General features: G+C 70.5%; 18 protein-coding genes. 14 read left to right on the top strand and 4 right to left on the bottom strand.

Features of this window, described 5'->3' with window-relative positions:
• Positions 1–68 precede the first annotated feature (68 nt).
• The 6 genes from ACQF4J_RS20780 to ACQF4J_RS20755 all read left to right on the top strand — a co-directional run bounded on the left by ACQF4J_RS20780 (position 69) and on the right by ACQF4J_RS20755 (position 2,818).
• On the top strand, positions 69–503 hold the full coding sequence (locus tag ACQF4J_RS20780) for an Asp23/Gls24 family envelope stress response protein (protein WP_351580154.1): 435 nt from the start codon (positions 69–71) through the stop codon (positions 501–503).
• Between the two features lie 38 nt (positions 504–541).
• The gene (locus ACQF4J_RS20775) at positions 542–769 is read left to right on the top strand and encodes a hypothetical protein (protein WP_351580157.1); all 228 of its coding nucleotides are present in this window, start codon (positions 542–544) and stop codon (positions 767–769) included.
• Positions 766–1,212 carry an Asp23/Gls24 family envelope stress response protein gene (locus tag ACQF4J_RS20770; protein WP_351580160.1) on the top strand — a complete coding sequence of 149 codons (447 nt, stop codon included), beginning with the start codon at positions 766–768 and terminating at the stop codon, positions 1,210–1,212. Before ACQF4J_RS20775 ends, ACQF4J_RS20770 begins: the two co-directional genes overlap by 4 nt.
• Positions 1,209–1,907 (top strand): DUF6286 domain-containing protein, encoded by a 699-nt coding sequence (locus tag ACQF4J_RS20765; RefSeq protein ID WP_351802442.1) that lies wholly within the window; start codon positions 1,209–1,211, stop codon positions 1,905–1,907. The genes ACQF4J_RS20770 and ACQF4J_RS20765 overlap by 4 nt, the downstream gene beginning before the upstream one ends.
• 10 nt (positions 1,908–1,917) lie before the next feature.
• A complete protein-coding gene (gene amaP / locus ACQF4J_RS20760; RefSeq protein WP_427166458.1) occupies positions 1,918–2,511 on the top strand; it encodes an alkaline shock response membrane anchor protein AmaP in 594 nt (197 codons plus the stop codon).
• Between the two features lie 136 nt (positions 2,512–2,647).
• Complete coding sequence (locus tag ACQF4J_RS20755; RefSeq protein ID WP_351580169.1) at positions 2,648–2,818, top strand: hypothetical protein; 171 nt, start codon at positions 2,648–2,650, stop codon at positions 2,816–2,818.
• A gap of 65 nt (positions 2,819–2,883) precedes the next feature.
• Here ACQF4J_RS20755 and ACQF4J_RS20750 read toward each other — a convergent pair whose 3' ends face one another.
• Positions 2,884–3,522, bottom strand: coding sequence for a hypothetical protein (locus ACQF4J_RS20750; protein WP_351580172.1), 639 nt, complete (start codon positions 3,520–3,522; stop codon positions 2,884–2,886).
• Positions 3,523–3,874: 352 nt separating this feature from the next.
• Here ACQF4J_RS20750 and hemL point away from each other — a divergent pair, with 352 nt between their 5' ends.
• The 7 genes from hemL (at position 3,875) to ccsB (ending at position 11,585) form a co-directional block, all read left to right on the top strand.
• A complete protein-coding gene (gene hemL / locus ACQF4J_RS20745) occupies positions 3,875–5,194 on the top strand; it encodes a glutamate-1-semialdehyde 2,1-aminomutase (protein ID WP_351580175.1) in 1,320 nt (439 codons plus the stop codon).
• Complete coding sequence (locus ACQF4J_RS20740) at positions 5,191–5,883, top strand: histidine phosphatase family protein (protein WP_351580178.1); 693 nt, start codon at positions 5,191–5,193, stop codon at positions 5,881–5,883. The genes hemL and ACQF4J_RS20740 overlap by 4 nt, the downstream gene beginning before the upstream one ends.
• 120 nt (positions 5,884–6,003) lie before the next feature.
• Positions 6,004–7,287, top strand: a complete 1,284-nt coding sequence (locus ACQF4J_RS20735) for a hypothetical protein (RefSeq protein WP_351580181.1) — start codon at positions 6,004–6,006, stop codon at positions 7,285–7,287.
• 77 nt (positions 7,288–7,364) lie between these two features.
• On the top strand, positions 7,365–7,982 hold the full coding sequence (locus tag ACQF4J_RS20730) for a TlpA family protein disulfide reductase (protein ID WP_427166455.1): 618 nt from the start codon (positions 7,365–7,367) through the stop codon (positions 7,980–7,982).
• A gap of 1 nt (position 7,983) precedes the next feature.
• Positions 7,984–8,757 carry a cytochrome c biogenesis CcdA family protein gene (locus tag ACQF4J_RS20725; protein ID WP_351580187.1) on the top strand — a complete coding sequence of 258 codons (774 nt, stop codon included), beginning with the start codon at positions 7,984–7,986 and terminating at the stop codon, positions 8,755–8,757.
• A gap of 3 nt (positions 8,758–8,760) precedes the next feature.
• Positions 8,761–10,488 (top strand): cytochrome c biogenesis protein ResB, encoded by a 1,728-nt coding sequence (gene resB, locus ACQF4J_RS20720; protein ID WP_351580190.1) that lies wholly within the window; start codon positions 8,761–8,763, stop codon positions 10,486–10,488.
• On the top strand, positions 10,485–11,585 hold the full coding sequence (gene ccsB, locus ACQF4J_RS20715) for a c-type cytochrome biogenesis protein CcsB (protein WP_351580195.1): 1,101 nt from the start codon (positions 10,485–10,487) through the stop codon (positions 11,583–11,585). The genes resB and ccsB overlap by 4 nt, the downstream gene beginning before the upstream one ends.
• 20 nt (positions 11,586–11,605) lie before the next feature.
• Here the strand turns inward: ccsB and ACQF4J_RS20710 are convergent, their stop codons facing one another.
• On the bottom strand, positions 11,606–12,571 hold the full coding sequence (locus ACQF4J_RS20710) for an isopenicillin N synthase family dioxygenase (protein ID WP_427166452.1): 966 nt from the start codon (positions 12,569–12,571) through the stop codon (positions 11,606–11,608).
• Positions 12,564–13,019, bottom strand: a complete 456-nt coding sequence (locus ACQF4J_RS20705) for a nucleoside deaminase (RefSeq protein ID WP_351802434.1) — start codon at positions 13,017–13,019, stop codon at positions 12,564–12,566. Before ACQF4J_RS20705 ends, ACQF4J_RS20710 begins: the two co-directional genes overlap by 8 nt.
• 100 nt (positions 13,020–13,119) lie before the next feature.
• On the opposite strand from ACQF4J_RS20705, the gene ACQF4J_RS20700 reads away from it, so the two are divergent.
• Complete coding sequence (locus ACQF4J_RS20700) at positions 13,120–14,493, top strand: PucR family transcriptional regulator (protein ID WP_351802432.1); 1,374 nt, start codon at positions 13,120–13,122, stop codon at positions 14,491–14,493.
• Here ACQF4J_RS20700 and ACQF4J_RS20695 read toward each other — a convergent pair.
• Positions 14,382–15,779, bottom strand: coding sequence for a purine-cytosine permease family protein (locus tag ACQF4J_RS20695; protein WP_351580208.1), 1,398 nt, complete (start codon positions 15,777–15,779; stop codon positions 14,382–14,384). The genes ACQF4J_RS20700 and ACQF4J_RS20695 overlap by 112 nt on opposite strands.
• Positions 15,780–15,784: the final 5 nt, after the last annotated feature.

Here is a 15,784-nt window from a genome sequence, read left to right as displayed (position 1 = left end):
ATGTTCAATAAAGTGAATATAATTTGAAAAGCGAGGACAAAACGATCCTCTGAGGGAGGAAAATCCCGATGACCGAGAACATCGGCGCAAAGTATGGCGGCGCCCCCGCTTCCCGTGGCCGGACGACGGTCGCCGACGTGGTGGTGGAGAAGATCGCCGGAATGGCGGCACGGGACGTGCCCGGCGTCCACGCCTTGGGCAGCGGCTTCGCCCGCTCGATGGGATCGATGAGGGAGCGGATGCCCGGCGCCGGCAGCGGCAAGTCCGCCACCCGCGGGGTCAGCGTCGAGGTCGGAGAGCTGCAGGCGGCCATCGACCTGGAGATCGTCGTCGACTACGGCGTCTCGATCACGGATGTCGCCGGTGAGGTGAGGGAGAGCGTGATCTCCGCGGTGGAGCGGATGGCGGGCCGGGAAGTCGTCGAAGTCAACATCACGGTCAGCGATGTGAAGCTCCCCGACGAGGAGGACGAAGGGGCGGAAGAACGGCAGCGGATCCAGTAGCCGGGGCGCAGTGGCCCGCGTGAGCGAAGGAGCGCGTGATGAGCAGAGCCGTGGTGGGCCTGATGGCCGGAATGGCGCTGGGTTTCGCCGCGTATTTCGGCAATTTCTGGGCGTTCCTGCTGGTGCTTGTGCTGGGCGTCGTCGGTCTCGTGGTCGGACGGTTCATGGAAGGTGATCTCGAACTGGGCGACTTCGTCCACCGCCGGGACCAGCAGGAGCGGATCCGTGACGACCGTCGACGTGCTCGGGGAGACTGGCGGCGGTGACCGGTGAAGCCGAGCGGCGTCCGGGCATCCCCCGCAGGGAGCGCGGAGCGACCACCGTCACCGACCGGGTCGTCACGAAGATCGCTTCCCACGTGGCGCGGGAGGCGCTGAGCCGGTTCCCGGAGTCGGCCGGCCGCGTACCGCCGGGCCGCCGGCAGACGCACGTGACCGCTTCCGTGCGGCGGGCACCAGAGCCGCAGACCGCCCCGCGGGACGGCGAGTCCGCAGCCGGACGACAGGCGGCGCTCGGCGAGGCGCGGCTGCGCATCACGGTCGAGCTCGGCTATCCGTCCGACATCGGGGCGCAGTGCGCCGCGGTGCGCCGGGAGGTCACCGAACGGCTCAGGGCATGGTCCGGTCTGGACGTGTCGGACCTCGTGGTGTCGGTCGGACGACTGCACTCGGCGCATACGCGGCACGCGGGCGAGGAGAGGGTGAGATGAGCGCGAACACCCGCCGGGAGCCCACCGGTGACAGCGACCTTCCCCCCGGCCCCGGAAAGGCGGACCCCCTTACGGACGGCAACCGGGGCAAGGACCCGGCAAGAGCCGACTTGGCACCGCCGGTCGAGGCATCGGGCCGGCGGATGCGCCGTTTCTGGGCGACGCGGCGGATTCCCGCGGCCGTGGTGGCCCTGTTGTCCGCCGCGGCCACCGGACTGCTTCTGTACGACGTGATCGTCGTCCGTACGGGCCGGTCCGCGATGCGCTGGCGGCGGCGGCTCGCCGAGGAACTGGCCACCCGCCCCCTGGACGACGTCTGGATGATCGTCGGGGCCGCGGTGGCTATGGCCCTCGGTCTGTGGCTTCTCCTGCTGGCGGTGACGCCGGGAATGCGCCGGCTGCTGCCCATGCGGCAGCCCGCCGGTGTCTCCGGGAAAGGAGCAGTCCGTGCCGGGCTCGACCGCCGCGCGGCCGCCCTGGTGCTGCGCGACCGGGCCGTGCGGGTACCCGGTGTCCAGTCGGCACAGGTCGCCGTCGGCCGCCGGAAGGTCAAGGCCCGCGCGCGTGCCCATTTCCGCGATCTCGAGGAGGTCCGCGCGGACCTGGACGCCACGTTGGGCGAAGCCGTGACGGTTCTGGGTCTCGTCCGGCAGCCCACACTGACCGTGCGCGTGCGGCGCCCGAAGAAGGGCTGAGGTGATCCCGATGCTCAGGACGGTGAACCGGGTGCTGCTGGGGCTTCTCGGCCTCGGACTGTTCGCCCTGGGCGGCGGTGTGCTGCTGGGCGGGCTGGACCTGCCGCGCCACTGGGACTTCGGCCTGCCGGGCTGGTGGCCCTTCCGCGGGCCCGACGACGTGGTGCTGGGCACCGAGGGGCGCACCCGGTGGCGGGACGAAGGCTGGTGGTGGCCGACCGTCATCGCGGTGCTCGCCGTACTGCTGGCACTGCTGCTGTGGTGGCTCCTCGCCCAGCGCAAGCACCGCCTGGGTGGCGTCCTCGTCGACAGCGGGGACGGCGTCGCGGCCCGGCTCGACGGCGGCACACTGGAGGACGTGATCGAGAAGGAGGCGCAGGCCCTGGACGAGGTCTCGCGGGCTCATGTACGGCTGACCGGCCGAAGTACCGCTCCGGCCGCGCACGTACGGCTGCTGCTGGAGCCCCACGCCGATCCAGCGCGGACTCTGGAGCGACTGAGCCGGGAGACGCTCGCGCACGCACGCGACTCGGTCGGCCTGGACAGCCTCCCCTCGACAGTCCGGCTCAACGAAGTCCGCCACCGCGCACGACGCGCCGACTGAGAGCCCCGGGGCCGGACCCCCACGGAGGACCCGTCAGCCCCCACCGAGTGAGAGGGAGACCCGGCTCGCGGCGCGGCTCCTCCCGACTGCCCCGCAGTCGTCCACGCCGCGGTTCCCTCCAGAGAGGCAGCGCGCCATGGTCCTGTTCCTGACCCTGCTCGTCGCCGGAATCGCGCTGATCGTCATCGGTGCGACCGTCGACGGCATGCTCTATCTGTCGTCCACCGGTGTACTGCTCCTCGTCGCCGATCTGCTCTACCTGGCGGCCCGCTCCCTGTGGCGCTCCCGTCGAAGCCAGGCCCGCTGAGGGCGCGCCCCTCCCGGGTCACCCGGTCGCAGTCACACCCCGCCCGATCCGCAAGAAACCCCAGGTCACGGCCACACCAGGCAGTAGGGCTGATGCCCCGCCTCATGCAACCGGTGCGAGAAGTCCTGCCACTCGTGCAGCAGCTGGTACACGTTGAAGGCGTCTCGCGGGCCGCCCCGGTCCGGGACCGTCGACCAGATGAACGCCGCCGCGCCCACCGCCTCCTCGCCTATGCCGCGCAGGGGGTCGACCACCGTCATCGGGAGCTTGACGACCGCGTAGTCGGGGTGCAGGACGACCAGCTCGAGCGGCGGGACCTTGTGCAGGGGCACGCCTTCGATGCCCGTCAGCACCATCGCCGCCATCGTCTCCGGCTTGATCTTGGTGAACATGCCGTTCATGCCGAGCTCGTCGCCGCCGAGTTCCTCGGGACGCATCGAGATCGGGACGCGGGCCGCGGTCGCACCGTCCGGCGCGCCGAAGTACTTGTACGTCACCCCCACCCGACCACCATTCCTGCTCCCGGCCCGCAGGCTGTCGAGCCGGCGGTCGCCGCGCCGGTCGAACTGCTCGGGCTCACTCGGTACACCCTGACTCTGACGTGTCTCGGTAGCTTCCTCCGCCTCGCGTCGGTGCCTTCCCCGCCGGGCACGTCGAGGACCCAGGTCGTCAGTCCCCTCGCCCAGTCCGCCACCGCGATGCATATCTCCACCCGACTGCTTTTCTAGGACGCGTGGCCCCCGCCGCGCAACCCGATCATCGTGTCAGTGACCTCCCCCACGGCCGCCCGCCGAAACGTGCGCTGAAACACCTGTCCGCAGGATCTTCGCAGCCTCTGAACACGCCTGCGTACATGCATACGTACGAGAAGGCCGTTTGAGCTGTGTGTATCAGGACCCAGTTTCGCAGATCGACTCGGGGCACCACTGTTTCTCCGGTCAGCAGCGCCCTCCCTGCCGTCCGTACCCGCTGGCCTACCCTGAGGAGGTCACAGGCAACCGGAGCCGAAGTGCGTGGTCCCGAGCAGTCCCGAGAAGGTCGGAGAAGTCGCTGGTCATGAGCGAACTGCCATATTCCTACGAAGCCCCCGTGTCGCAGGCGCTGTTCGACCGCGCGTCCGCCGTCACGCCCGGCGGCGTGAACTCCCCGGTGCGCGCCTTCCGCGCCGTGGGCGGCACGCCCCGGTTCATGGTGTCCGGCTCGGGCCCGTATCTGACGGACGCGGACGGGCGGGAGTACGTCGATCTCGTCTGCTCCTGGGGCCCGATGATCCTCGGGCACTCCCACCCCGAGGTGATCGCCGCCGTCCAGGACGCCGTCTCGCGCGGTACCTCCTTCGGCACTCCCGGTGAGGGCGAGGTGGCGCTCGCGGAGGAGATCGTCGCCCGGGTGGAGCCCGTCGAGCAGGTCCGGCTCGTCAGCAGCGGGACCGAGGCCACCATGAGCGCCATCCGGCTCGCCCGCGGTTTCACCCGGCGCAGCAAGGTGATCAAGTTCGCCGGCTGCTACCACGGACACGTCGACTCGCTCCTCGCCGCGGCGGGCAGCGGGGTCGCGACCTTCGCCCTCCCCGACACCCCCGGCGTCACCGGCGCCCAGGCCGGCGACACGATCGTCCTGCCCTACAACGACCTCGAGGCCGTCAACGAGGCCTTCCACCGGCACCCGGGTGAGATCGCCTGCGTCATCACCGAGGCCTCGCCGGGCAACATGGGCGTCGTACCGCCCCGCCCGGGCTTCAACCAGGGCCTGAAGGACGCCTGTTCCAAGAACGGCGCCCTCTTCATCTCCGACGAGGTCATGACCGGGTTCCGCACCAGCCGGGCCGGGTGGTTCGGGATCGACGGAGTGCGGCCCGACCTGATGACCTTCGGCAAGGTCATGGGCGGCGGTTTCCCGGCCGCGGCCTTCGGCGGCCGCGCCGACGTCATGGAGCACCTCGCGCCCGCCGGTCCCGTCTACCAGGCCGGCACGCTGTCCGGGAACCCGGTCGCCACCGCCGCCGGTCTCGCCCAGCTCCGTCTCCTGGACGACGCCGCCTACGCCACGGTCGACTCGGTGTCGGAGACGATCCAGGGGCTGGTGACGGAGGCGCTGAGCAAGGAGGGCGTCGCGCACCGGCTGCAGAACGCCTCCAACATGTTCTCCGTCTTCTTCGCGGACCGGGACGTCCGTGACTACGAGGACGCCAAGCGGCAGGAGTCCTTCCGCTTCACCGCGTTCTTCCACTCGATGCTGGCGCAGGGCGTCTACCTCCCGCCCTCGTCCTTCGAGTCCTGGTTCGTGTCCACGGCCCACGACGAGCAGGCCGTGCAGCGCATCGCCGACGCCCTCCCGGCGGCGGCCCGAGCGGCGGCGGAGGCCACGGCGGCATGAGCGAGCAGACCGACAACAAGGACATCACCGTCGTCCACGTCGTGCGGCACGGCGAGGTCGCCAACCCGGACGGCATCCTCTACGGCCGTCTCGCCGGGTACCACCTGTCCGAGCTGGGACGGCAGATGGCCGACCGGGTCGCCGAGCACCTGGCCTCCCGTGACATCACCTACGTCTGCGCCTCCCCGCTGGAGCGGGCCCAGGAGACCGCCACGCCGGTCGCGAAGGCGCACGGGCTCGACCTCGCGACCGACGCGCGGCTCATCGAGGCCGACAACGTCTTCCAGGGCAAGACCTTCGGCGTCGGGGACGGCGCGCTCCGGAAGCCGGCCAACTGGAAGTACCTGACCAACCCGTTCCGGCCGTCGTGGGGCGAGCCGTACGTCGACATCGTCGTACGGATGATGCAGGCGCTGGAGTCCGCCAAGGAGCAGGCGCGGGGCCACGAGGCCGTGCTCGTCAGCCATCAGCTGCCGATCTGGACCGTGCGCTCGTACGTCGAGCGGCGGCGGCTGTGGCACGACCCGCGCAAGCGGCAGTGCACACTGGCGTCGCTGACGAGCTTCACGTACCAGGGTGACAAGATCGTGTCCGTGGGCTACAGCGAGCCCGCCATCGACCTCGTCCCGGCCCACCTGCGGGCGGGCGCGAAGCCGGTGCAGGGGAAGGCGAAGGCCTTCGGCGCGTGACGCGTCGTCATACACACCCGTGACATTTGTTGCGAGATCGGTGTGATCGAGGGGAACCCCCCCGTTCGTCATGTCCTCTGAATGGGTGACCACCGGAGTACATGACGAATCGGGGATGGAATGCGCGCTCTTTCTCGCAGGGGGATGCTCGGTCTCGGCGCGGGCGCCGCGGCCGCCGCCGGACTTTCGGCCTGCGGCTCCCTCACACCGTCAGAGGGGTCGAAGCACGCCCCGGGTTCCCAGGGCGGCGGCAAGTCCGGCGGTACGTCCCACCCGGCCCGGCCCCTCGGCGACGGCTCGACCTCCTTCACCGGCAAGCAGCCCCACCAGCCGAAGAAGCCCGAGCCGTTGGAGCCCGGCCAGACCCCGCCCCAGTTCGTCATCTTCTCCTGGGACGGCGCCGGCGAGGTCGGCAACGGCCTCTTCCCGCGCTTCCTCGACCTCGCCAAGCAGCACGGCGCCTCGATGACCTTCTTCCTCTCCGGGCTGTACCTGCTGCCCGAGTCGAAGAAGCGGCTCTACAACCCGCCGAACAACCCGCGCGGCGCCTCCGACATCGGCTACCTCACCGACGAGCACATCAAGGCGACGCTGACCAACGTCCGCCGCGCCTGGCTCGAGGGCCACGAGATCGGCACCCACTTCAACGGCCACTTCTGCTCCGGCTACGGAACCGTGGGCAACTGGACGCCCGCCCAGTGGAGGAGCGAGATCCAGCAGGCCAAGTCCTTCGTGAAGCAGTGGCGGACCAACACCGGCTGGAGCGACCTGCCCTCCCTCCCCTTCGACTACGAGAAGGAACTCGTCGGCGGCCGCACCCCCTGCCTGCTCGGCCAGAACAACCTGCTGCCCACGGCCAAGGAGCTCGGCTGGCGCTACGACGCCTCCTCACCCGGCGGCCGCCAGGTCTGGCCCGACAAGAAGCTGGGCATCTGGGACCTGCCGCTGCAGCAGATCCCGTTCCCGGGCCGCTCCTTCGAGGTCCTGTCGATGGACTACAACATGCTGGCCAACCAGTCGATCAACTCGACCCAGGCGCCCGCCTACAACTACCCGGCCTGGCGTACCCAGTCCACGAACGCCTACATATCGGGCTTCAAGCGGGCATACGAGACCAACCGGGCGCCGTTCTTCGTCGGCAACCACTTCGAGCACTGGAACGGCGGCATCTACATGGACTCCGTCGAGGCGGCGTTCAAGCACATCGCCCGGGAGAAGGAGAAGGGCGCGGACGTACGGCTGGTCTCCTTCCGGCAGTTCGTCGACTGGATGGACGTACAGAAGCCGGAAGTGCTCGCCAAGCTGCGCACGCTCGACGTCGGACAGCAGCCGGCCGGCGGCTGGAAGACGTTTTTGCAGGAGACCTCCACCGCGTCCTCCACGCCCACCGGAAAAGCCGCCTGACGTGCGGGTTCCGGCGGTCGGGGAGCCGGCGAGGGGGGTGCGCAAGATCCCCAGAACGGGCATGCGAAACTTTTCACATGAGTGCCACCAGCCGCACCCCCCTGCGCTCGAACCGAAGCCGTGCCACCCTGCTCGCCGCGACGGCCGCGGCCGCCGCCCTCACGCTGTCCGCGTGCAGCTCGGGCGGCACGTCGGGCGGCGGTGGTGACACCAACTTCGTCATGGGCAAGGACGGCATCTCCACCGTCAAGAAGGGGGAGCGGGCCGCCGCACCGGACCTGTCCGGCAAGACCATCGACGGCAACGCACTCGACGTCGCCTCCTTCAAGGGCAAGGTCGTCGTCCTGAACCTCTGGGGCTCGTGGTGCGCCCCGTGCCGCGCCGAGGCGCCCAACCTGGAGAAGGTCTACCAGGACCTCAAGGCCAAGGACGTCCAGTTCGTCGGCATCAACACCCGCGACGCCCAGGTCGCCAACGCCCGCGCCTTCGAGAAGCAGTACGGTGTCAGCTTCCCCAGCCTCTACGACCCCACGGGCAAGCTGATGCTCCGCTTCAGGAAGGGCACACTCAACCCGCAGGCGATCCCCTCCACCCTCGTCCTCGACCGCCAGGGGAAGATCGCCGCGCGCTCGCTGGCCGCGCTCAGCGAGGACAAGCTGCGCGCGATGATCGACCCGGTCCTCGCGGAGAAGTGACGTGACCTCAGTCACCACGCTCGCCGCCGCGACGGACCCGAACCAGACGGTGATGACGGGCGCCCTGCTGATCGCCCTGCCCATCGCGCTGCTCGGCGGTCTCGTCTCCTTCTTCTCCCCGTGCGTCCTGCCCCTCGTACCGGGTTATCTGTCCTACGTCACCGGGGTCACCGGCAGCGACCTGGCCGACGCCCGGCGGGGACGGATGGTCGCCGGCGCCTCCCTGTTCGTCCTCGGGTTCACCGCCGTCTTCGTCTCCAGCGGTGCCCTCTTCGGCTACTTCGGCAACACCCTCCAGGACAACAAGGGCGTCCTGTCGAAGGTGCTCGGCGCGCTCATGATCCTCATGGGTGTCTTCTACATGGGCCTGATGCCCTGGATGACCCAGCGTGAGTTCCGCTTCCACAAGCGGCCCGTGACCGGCCTCGTCGGCGCCCCGATCCTCGGCGCGCTGTTCGGCATCGGCTGGACGCCCTGCATCGGCCCCACCCTGACCTCCGTGATCGCGCTCTCCTACAACCAGGCCAGCGCCGGCCGCGGGGCCATCCTCACCGTCGCCTACTGCCTCGGCCTCGGCGTGCCCTTCGTGCTCGCCGCCGTCGCCTTCCGCAAGGCGCTCGGCGCCTTCGGCTGGGTCAAGCGCCACTATGTCTGGGTGATGCGGATCGGCGGCACGATGATGATCGTGACCGGTCTGCTGCTCGTCACCGGCGTCTGGGACACCCTCGTACAGGACATGCAGTCCTGGTCCGCCGGCTTCACCGTGGGGATCTGATCGATGAGCAAGACCGAAACCGGTACGCCTCCCGAGCGGGCCGACGACGACCTCGGCGCGGCCGGCTCCCAGCTGTCCACCGCCCCCACCGAGGAGCCGCCCAACCTGCCCTCCCTGGGCGTCGTCGGCTGGGTCCGCTGGTTCTGGCGGCAGCTGACCTCGATGCGGGTCGCCCTGCTGCTGCTTCTGCTGCTCTCCCTCGGCGCGATCCCCGGCTCGCTCATCCCGCAGTCCGGGATCGACGTCACGAAGGTCGACACCTTCCGCAGGACGCACACGACGCTCGCGCCGATCTACGACAAGCTCGGCCTCTTCCACGTCTACAGCTCGGTGTGGTTCTCCGCGATCTACATCCTGCTGTTCGTCTCCCTCATCGGCTGCATCGTCCCCCGCACCTGGCAGTTCGTCGGCCAGCTGCGCGGCCGCCCGCCGGGCGCCCCCAAGCGGCTGACCCGGCTGCCCGCCTACACCACCTGGCGCACCGAGGCCGAGCCGGAGCAGGTCCGTGAGGCGGCGCTCGCCCTGCTGAAGAAGCGCCGCTTCCGCGCGCACGTCGCCGGGGACGCCGTCGCCGCCGAGAAGGGCTATCTGCGCGAGACCGGCAACCTCGCCTTCCACATCGCGCTCATCGTGATGCTGATCGCCTTCGCCTGGGGCCAGCTGTTCAAGTCCGAGGGCAACAAGCTGGTCGTCGAGGGCGACGGCTTCTCCAACACGATGACCCAGTACGACGACTTCAAGTCCGGCAGCCTCTTTACCGCCGACGACCTGGTGCCGTTCAGCTTCAACCTGGACAAGTTCACCGGCACCTACGAGACCAGCGGCCCCAACCGGGGCACCGCGCGCACCTACCAGGCGGCCCTCACCTACAGCGAGGGCGCCTACGGCAAGGACCGGAAGGACCTCGTCAAGGTCAACGAGCCGCTGGAGATCGGCGACGCCAAGGTCTACCTCACCGCCCACGGCTACGCCCCCCTCATCACCGTCCGCGACGGCAAGGGCAACGTCGTCTACCGCGACGCCGTGCCCCTCCTCCCGCTCGACTCCAACGTCACCTCCACCGGCGTGGTCAAGGTCCTCGACGGCTACAGGAACGCCAAGGGCGTCAGCGAGCAGATCGGCATCTCCGCCTTCCTGCTGCCGACGTACACCAAGGGCAACGAGACGGCCTCCACCTTCCCGGGGCTGCTCAACCCGGTGCTCAACCTGGCCCCGTACCACGGCGACCTCGGTGTCGACTCCGGTATCCCGCAGAGCGTGTACCAGCTCGACAAGTCCCATGTGAAGGCCTACAAGGACGCCAAGGGCGCCCAGCTCAGGGACAACCTGAAGCCCGGCCAGACCATGCGGCTGCCCGACGGCGCCGGCTCCATCACCTACGAGGGCACCAAGGAGTGGGCGAACTTCCAGATCGTCCAGCAGCCCGGCACCGGCTGGGCCCTCGCCGGCTCCCTCGTCGCCATCTTCGGTCTCGCCGGCTCCCTGTTCATCCAGCGCCGCCGCGTCTGGGTGCGCGCGGTGACCGGACCCGACGGCGTGACGGTCGTCGAGATGGCCGGCCTCGGCCGCAGCGAGTCCGCCAAGGTCCCCGAGGAACTCGCCGACCTCGCCGAAACCCTCTACGACCGGGCGCCGGGCGCGCCCGAACCGGACGAGGGCTCCACCGACCCAGACGACACCACCACCCCCGACCCGAGCGTCGTACCTGCCGAAGGGGCTGAGAAGAAGTGATTCTCTCCGCCGGAACCGAGTTGGCCACCGCGACCAACGAACACCTCGCGAACATCAGCAACACGCTGATCTACTCCGCGATGGCCGTCTACACCCTGGCCTTCTTCGCCTACATCGCCGAATGGCTCTTCGGCAGCCGCAGCAAGGTGGCCCGCACGGCCAGCGCGCTCACGAACGGCACCCAGAAGGCCAAGGGCGCCCCGGCCGTCACCGTCAACAAGGCCGGCGGGACCGCCGTACTGGAGCGGCCCAAGGTCGTCGTACGGTCCTCCGCCGGGTCGCGGGACGTGCCCGACGGGCCCGGCGCGCACGGCGGGGACGCACAGGGCGACCTCTACGGGCGCATCGCCATCTCGCTCACCGTGCTCGCCTTCCTGATCCACCTCACCGGCGTGATCGCCCGCGCGGCCTCGGTGGAGCGGGCGCCGTGGGGCAACATGTACGAGTTCAACATCACCTTCTCCACCGTCGCGGTCGCCGTGTACCTCACGCTGCTGGCGCTGAGGAAGAACGTGCGCTGGCTCGGCCTGTTCCTGATCACCACGGTCCTGCTGGACCTCGGCATCGCCGTCACGGTCCTGTACACCGCCAGCGACCAGCTGGTCCCCGCCCTGCACTCGTACTGGCTGTACATCCACGTCTCCACGGCCATCCTGTGCGGCGCGGTCTTCTACGTCGGCGCGGCCGGCACGCTGCTGTACCTCTTCAAGGACTCCTACGAGACCAAGCTGGAGAACGGCGGCACGCCCGGCCGCTTCGCCACCTCGTTCCTGGAGCGCCTGCCCGCCTCCTCGTCCCTGGACAAGTTCTCCTACCGCCTGAACGCGGCCGTCTTCCCGCTGTGGACGTTCACGATCATCGCGGGCGCCATCTGGGCCGAGTCGGCCTGGGGCCGCTACTGGGGCTGGGACCCCAAGGAGACCTGGGCGTTCATCACCTGGGTCGCCTACGCCTGCTACCTGCACGCCCGCGCCACGGCCGGCTGGAAGGGCCGCAAGGCCGCCTACCTGGCCCTGATCGCCTTCGGCTGCTGGCTGTTCAACTACTACGGGGTGAACATCTTCGTCTCCGGCAAGCACTCCTACGCGGGCGTGTAGCGGCTGGGGGGAGAAGCTGGTCAGCCGACCGTGATGGAGTCCAGCTTCTCCCGGAGGTACACATGCGAGTCGACCGGCTCGTAGGCCACCCGTCCCACCGGCGCCGGCACGGACTCGACGCGCGTGCCCGGGGTGCACTCGCCGAAGTAGACGAGGGACATCAGCTCCTCGGCCGGCGCGTCCGCGGGCGGCGGCAGGACCCGGTGCCGGCCCGAACGCCACCGGTCGCCGGTCCAGCGGGCCATCAGGTCCCCGATGTTGATGGTGAAGGCGTCCGGGTCGTAGGGCGCGTCCTCCCAGCCGCCGTCGTCCGTCCAGACCTGCAGACCGCCCTTGCCGGCCTGCCGGTCCAGGATGGTGACCGTCCCGAAGTCGGTGTGCGGGCCGATGCGGAACTGGCCCGGCCGCGGCTCGCCGACGACCTCGACGCCGGGGTACCAGTTGATGTTGAACCCGTAGGTGGGGTGGCCCATGTGCCGGGAGAAGAAGTCCGGTTCGAGGCCGAGGGCCTCGCCGAGCAGGGACAGCAGCCGCTTCTCCAGCCCGGCCATCTCCTCGAGGTACTCCTCGCACAGCGTCCGCAGCTCCGGCACCTCGGCCGGCCAGACGTTGGGCGCGTACCACTCGGCGTTCACCACCGGGTCCTCGAAGGGCTCGTGGGTCGCGAAGGTCAGCGACTCCTTCAGATCCGGCGGGGTCTCGGTGCCCTCCGAGTAGCCGTTGGCCTCGGCGCCCGGCCCGAGCCAGCCGCGGCCGCCGACCTTCGCCTCGTAGGGCTGCTTGGCCCCGACGGGCAGCCGGAAGAAGTGCCGGGCCGCCTCCCTGATCGCGGACCGCAGGCCCGGTGCCACTCCGTGGCCGGTGACCAGCAGGAACCCGGCGGTCTGCAGGGCCTCGTCGACGGTACGGGCGATGGCGGCGCGGGCGTCCGCGTCACCGTCGAGCCACGGCCGCAGGTCGATGGTGGGAATGCGCGGATCACTCACCGATGTCCTCGTTCCACAGTGCCGGATGGTTCCTGACGAAGTCGCTCATCATGGCGGCGCACTCGGGATCGTCCAGCAGGACGATCTCCACGCCGTGCTCGGCGAGCCAGTCGTGCCCGCCGTTAAAGGTCCTGGCCTCGCCGACGACCACCCGCGAGATGCCGAACTGGCGGACCAGACCGGAGCAGTACCAGCAGGGCGAGAGGGTGGTCACCATCGTCGTGCCGCGGTACGACCGCTGCCGACCCGCATTCCGGAACGCCGCCGTCTCCGCGTGCGTCGAGGGGTCGCCGTCCTGGACGCGCCGGTTGTGGCCGCGGCCCAGGAGCGTGCCGTCGGCGCCGTAGAGCGCGGCGCCGATCGGGATGCCGCCCTCGGCGAGCCCGGCGCGGGCCTCCTCGACGGCGGTGGCGAGCCAGGTGCGTGCCTGTGCCTGATCCAGATCCATGGGTTCCACTCTGCTGTGGCCGAAACACCGGGGCAACGTGCGGAAAGTACTCTCCCGGCAACCCGCCGCCGGACGAACTGTCCACGCCCAGGAGGTGCCCGTGGCCGCCCTCACCCTCCGCGAAGTGCTGGACCTCGACCCCGTACGGGCCGCCGAACCCGAACTCCTCGCCGGGCACGCGGCCTTGGACCGCCCCGTCCGCTGGGTGCTCCCCCTCCTTCTCGGCTTCGCTCGAAGCGGGGGGACCCCCATCAGCGAGGTCTACGAGGGCGCCAACTTCCTCGACGGCGGCGAACTGCTGCTGACCAACGGCTTCGGGCTGACCGACGCCGGCGATCAGGTCCGCCGCCGGTACGTCCGGGAGCTGGCCGCGCGCGGTGCGGCGGGGCTGGCGGTGGAGGTCGGCCGCTCCCTGCCGCACATGCCGGCCGAGGTCGTCGACGAGGCCCGCCGCCTCGGACTGCCGCTGCTGGCCCTGCACCGGGTCGTGCCCTTCGTACGGATCACGGAGGCGGCCAACCGGGCGATCGTGGCGCGCGGTCTGTCGGGCCGCACCGTCGTACGGCCCTGGGGCGACGACCACACGGCGGCCCTGCTGGCCGACCTCGCCGACCGGGCGGCCCTGAACCAGCCCGAGGTGGAGGCCCGCTCGGCCCTCGCCGGGTTCCACCCGGGGCCTGGGGCGCGGCTGGTGGGCGTCTCGGTGCACGGCACGCGCGAGGTGACGGCCGTGGACCGGGCGGTACGCCTGCTGGGTGGGGCGGGGGTGCTGCGGGCCGCGTTCCCGGGCGACGTGCTGGCCCTGCTCGCGCTGCCCGCCAAGGTCGTCGGCGACCCCGTGCGGGCCGTCCAGGAGGCCTTCCGTACCGCCGCCGAGGCGGGGCTGACCGTCGCCGTCGGACACGCCGTCGGCGCGGGCGGGGGCTGGCTGCGCTGGAGCGACACACTGCGCGCGGCCCGTACGACGCTGGAGCTTGCGCTGACCGTGCCGGCCGCCGAACCCACCGTCGCCGACGGCCCGTTGGTGACCTCCGCCCGCGCCCTCGCCCTGGAACGGGAGCTGACCCGGGGCGGCGTCGACACCAACCGCGACCGGCTCACCCGGCTCGTCGAGCACACCCTCGGCCCCCTGCTGGCCTGGGAGGCGGCCCATCCCAGCGACCTGGTACGGACGTTGGAGGTGCACCTGCGCAATGGCTGTTCCCCCACCCGCACGGCGGCCCTGCTGCACATCGGCCGCCAGTCGCTCTACCAGCGGCTGGAGCGCATCGAGTCGCTGCTCGGCCTGGAGATCGACGACCCCGACCTGCTGGGCGAGCTGCTGGCGGCGTCCTGCGCGCACCGGGTGGTGCGGGGTGACGCTCAGGGGGCCGTCCGGGCCGGCCGCCTGAGGGCCGTGTACAGCAGCGCGCTCACCGCGAAGCCGACCAGGGGCGTGATGTCGCCGAACGACGGCCAGTGCTTCGGCACGTAGCCGACGTAGTCCTCCTGGTTGGAGAAGAGCGGGACGGACACCGCGACGCCGATCAACAGGGCGGCGATTCCGGGCCAGTTGGTGAAGGAGCGGTCGGACAGCCGGGCCGACAGCTCCTCGTCCGTCGCCGTGCGGGACCCTCGCCACCGCTCCACCAGCACCACCCCGAGCCACGGCGCCACCCAGTACGCGATGATCAGCAGGAACGCCTCGTACGCCGACCCCGCGTCCGACAGCGAGGCCCACGCCGCCGCCGTACCGGCGATCCCGGAGACCACGACCAGCACGCCGCGGCTCAGCCACGCGGGCAGCCTGAGGCCGAAGGAGGCGATGGAGATCGCCCCCGAGTAGATGTTGAGGGCGTTGGCGGAAATGCCGCCGAGGATGATGGCCAGCAGGACCAGATCGCCCAGCCAGCCCGGGAGATGGCCGGTGAAGGCGGCCGTGGGGGTGGCGTCCTTCGGGGCCAGAATGGTCGCCGAGGCCGCGCCGACGACCGCGACCAGGGTGACGGACACGAACAGGCCGACGGCCGGGTAGACCACCGTCCTCAGCCTGTTCGCCGTCCGGGGCAGGTAGCGCGAGTAGTCCGTGGCGTACGGGTTCCAACCGGCCGCGTAGCCCCAGGCCGCGCTGAACGCGAGCAGGAAGCCGCCGACGCCGCCGCCCGAGCCGCCCCCGCCGAGGTTCGCGTCCTTGAAGGTCCACACCCCCGCCAGCAGGAAGATCACCGCGAGGGCCGGGAAGGCGTACTTCTCGAAGGTGTGCACGAAGTTGTGGCCGATGAAGCCGATGAGGATCTCGGCGACGACCACGAGGAGCAGGGAGGGCAGCGGCCGCAGGCCGGTCAGCGTGTTCAGGGCGAAGGCCGCGCTCACGCTGTTCACCGCGAACCAGCCGACGCCCGCGATCAGGCCGTTGGCCGCGGACGGCAGGATGTTGCCGAAGTAGCCGAAGGAGAACCGGCCGATCACCATCTGCGGCACCCCGAAGCGCGGGCCGTCCAGGGAGAGCACGCCCTGCGTGACCGCGCCGACCGCGGTGCCGAGGACGATGGCGGCGGCGGCCGCCCAGAAGCTCAGGCCGAAGAAGAGGACCGAGATCACGCCGATGTAGACGGTCGCGAACTCGATGTTCGGGGAGGCCCACGTCCACAGCAACTGCAGTGGGGAGCCGTGGCGTTCGGCGTCGGGGATGGGCTCGGAGCCCGCCGTCTCGACGGCGATGACCTTGTCACCGTACGCGGGGGCGAGGGTGCCGGCGGAGTCGGCGGGAGCTGTCGTCATGCGAG

Source organism: Streptomyces sp. C1-1, assembly GCF_050214755.1.
Classification (GTDB): domain Bacteria; phylum Actinomycetota; class Actinomycetes; order Streptomycetales; family Streptomycetaceae; genus Streptomyces.
This window is presented reverse-complemented; position numbering and strand designations above follow the sequence as displayed.